We start from the raw sequence: 2,735 nt of genomic DNA, 5'->3' as shown, positions 1-2,735 counted from the left end.
CGTTCAACACCGTCCTCGGACCCAACGCCAATGCGGCCCATGCGAACCATTTTCATGTCGACATGAAAATACGTCGCTACGTGACGATTTGCGAATGACACCGGAAAGGGCCGGGAAAGCCCGGAAAACCATGTTGGCAAGTGCTTCTGGTAGCCCGTTGCGGGCAGTGATAAGATCGGTCCCTTCGGCGGAAGTTTATGAGTAGACGACACGTGGTCTCACCGTCCAAAGACAAAACAGTTTCCTTGCGGACCGAGCGCGCCAAGCGCAGCGGGACGACACCGGCGCCCGCGCTCCAGCCCGGCTATCCGGCGACGCGCCTTAGGCGTAACCGCAGGTCCGACTGGTCCCGCCGTCTCGTGCGAGAGACGACCCTTACCGTCGACGACCTAATCTGGCCGATCTTCGTCACCGAGGGGACACGCGAGCGCACGGAAATCGACTCCATGCCCGGCGTGGCGCGCCTGTCCATCGACCTCGCCGTCAATGCCGCGGAGGACGCCGCCGCCGCCGGACTGCCTGCGATCGCGATCTTTCCTCACACCGATCCGTCGTTGCGCGACGAAGCCGCGAGCCAGGCCTTCAATCCGGGCAATCTCGTGTGCCGCGCGGTGCGCGCCATCAAGGACGCCGTCCCTGAGATCGGCATCATTTGCGACGTGGCCCTCGATCCCTACACGAGCCACGGCCACGACGGACTTCTCACCGAAGGCGGCGAGATCGACAACGACCGCACCAATGCCGCGCTGATCACCCAGGCGCTGGTTCAGGCGGAAGCCGGCTGCGATATCGTCGCCCCCTCCGACATGATGGATGGCCGCATAGGCGCCATTCGTGCCGCGCTCGAGGCCAACGGTTTTGCAAGCACCCAAATCCTGAGCTACGCGGCGAAATACGCTTCCGCGTTCTACGGACCGTTCCGCGACGCGGTGGGTTCGGGCGCGCGACTGCGCGGCGACAAGAGCACCTATCAGATGAACCCGGCCAACGGCGACGAGGCGTTGCGCGAGGTCAAGCTCGACATCTCCGAAGGCACCGACATGGTCATGGTAAAGCCGGGCATCGCTTATCTCGACATCGTGTGGCGGGTGAAGGAGACCTTCAAGCTGCCCACTTTCGTCTATCAGACGTCCGGGGAGTACGCGATGCTGGCGGCAGCTGCCGAGCGCGGCTGGCTGGACCGCGATCGCGTCATCGTCGAAAGCTTGATTGCTTTTAAGCGCGCCGGCGCGGATGCCATCTTCAGCTACTTCGCGCCCGAAGTGGCACGTCGCCTGAAAGACGAGAGCTAGTCCGTCACCTTCATATTGGTGAACTGGACGATCGCTTCCTTTTCCTTGTCGAAATTGTCACCCGAGACGCCAAAGCGCCACGCCGACGACGGTGCTTGGCCCCTCACCTCGCGCACCTTGGTGCCGTTGATGTAGAAGGTCAGCGCGTTGCCTTTGGCGTCGACGCGCAGCGTGTTGGATGAGCCCGGCGCTTTCTTGATCGCAGGGGAATCGATATTGGCGGCGATGGTGCCGAGCCAGGCACCGTCCTGCTTGCGGGCGATCCAGAACCGGCCGTTGTTGAGAATGCCGAATTGATAGTAGGTGCGGTTGCTCTCGCCCCAGAACAACAGCCCCGCGCCCAGCACAGCCTGCTCGCCGCCTGTCGGCCAAACCGCTTCGGTGCAGATATCGGCATCCTTCACCGAGAAGGTGACGTTGAGGTTCGACTGCATGTCGTCGGCTGGCAGCTTGATGACGAAGGCGCCGTCCTTCATTTCGGTGCCGGCCTTGTGGGACCAGCCGCCTGCATCGTCCTCGAAACTATCTTCGAAGATCACCTTGTTTCCCACGCAGGCAATCGCCTCGCCGCTCGCGGCGAGCACGCCCGCTATCGCAAGCCCGGCGGTCGCAAGCGCCAGGATCTTATTCCGCATCGTGCGGCTCCCCGTTCGTTCGTGGCATCCACAGTGAGTCCTAAACTGTCGTCATAAACTCGGCAAGCTGCGCGCCCGTTCCATGCGCGAGCAGCATGTTGGCAAAGACTTGCGGTTGTTTGGAGCCATTCAAATCCCCATATTTACGACACGCACACAGCCCCGATTCGGAGATTTCATGACTGGCCCCCGCCCTTCCTCTGCCCAGACCCCAGCCGGCTTAGCAGCACAGCGCCATGCCTACGATTCGGCAACGCAGCCTCAGCTGTTCGACGCGGTCATCCGCAAACGCTCCGTGGCGTTCATCATCGACGCCATCATCATTGCTCTGCTGTGGGTCGTTGCCGTGGTCGCGGTCTCGGTCCTCGGCGTGCTGACGCTGGGCCTTGCCTGGCTGCTTTTCGGACTGGTCTTCCCGCTCGTGGGCCTCGGCTATAACGCCGTCACCATCGGCGGACAGCATTCGTCCACGATCGGCCAGCGCATGATGGGGCTTACCGTGCCCATGTGGTTCGGCGGCAAGGTCTCGCCTCTGATCGCAGCCTTCCATGCGCTGCTGTTCTGGTTCTCGCTGGTGATCTTCTTCCCCATCCTGCTGTGGGCCTTTTTTGACCCGCGCAAGCGCTGCCTGCACGACATCCTGGCGGGCGTGGTCGTCATCAACCGGCAATAATTGGAGCGATTCCAAGTTTTTGCGGGCCGAAGCATCGCCGATTGCGCGCCCCGCCATTTGTCCACTAAGCTTGGCGAGGATTGACTTGGATTCGCTTCCGGTCGGTGGCCCGTGACAGAGCACAAAAGTAACTTT

4 protein-coding genes are annotated in these 2,735 nt (G+C 62.0%); 3 read left to right on the top strand and 1 reads right to left on the bottom strand.

Going from position 1 to position 2,735, the window contains the following annotated elements; all coding sequences use genetic code 11:
• Together ABY454_RS12200 and hemB are read left to right on the top strand one after the other, a co-directional pair.
• Positions 1 to 98, top strand: a 98-nt coding sequence (locus tag ABY454_RS12200; RefSeq protein WP_372931028.1) for an extensin family protein, incomplete at its 5' end; no start/stop codon positions are given.
• Between the two features lie 99 nt (positions 99 to 197).
• Positions 198 to 1,292 (top strand): porphobilinogen synthase, encoded by a 1,095-nt coding sequence (hemB, locus tag ABY454_RS12195; protein WP_372931026.1) that lies wholly within the window; start codon positions 198 to 200, stop codon positions 1,290 to 1,292.
• On the opposite strand, the gene ABY454_RS12190 is transcribed toward hemB, so the two are convergent.
• A complete protein-coding gene (locus tag ABY454_RS12190) occupies positions 1,289 to 1,927 on the bottom strand; it encodes a family 16 glycoside hydrolase (RefSeq protein ID WP_372931024.1) in 639 nt (212 codons plus the stop codon). The genes hemB and ABY454_RS12190 overlap by 4 nt on opposite strands.
• 178 nt (positions 1,928 to 2,105) lie before the next feature.
• Between ABY454_RS12190 and ABY454_RS12185 the strand changes: the two genes are divergently transcribed.
• Positions 2,106 to 2,600, top strand: coding sequence for an RDD family protein (locus tag ABY454_RS12185; RefSeq protein ID WP_372931022.1), 495 nt, complete (start codon positions 2,106 to 2,108; stop codon positions 2,598 to 2,600).
• The last annotated feature ends 135 nt before the right edge of the window (positions 2,601 to 2,735 follow it).

Source organism: Methyloceanibacter sp., assembly GCF_041573655.1.
Taxonomy (GTDB): Bacteria; Pseudomonadota; Alphaproteobacteria; order Rhizobiales; family Methyloligellaceae; genus Methyloceanibacter.
The sequence above is the reverse complement of the archived record's forward strand: the minus strand, read 5'-3'. Positions and strand labels throughout refer to the sequence as shown.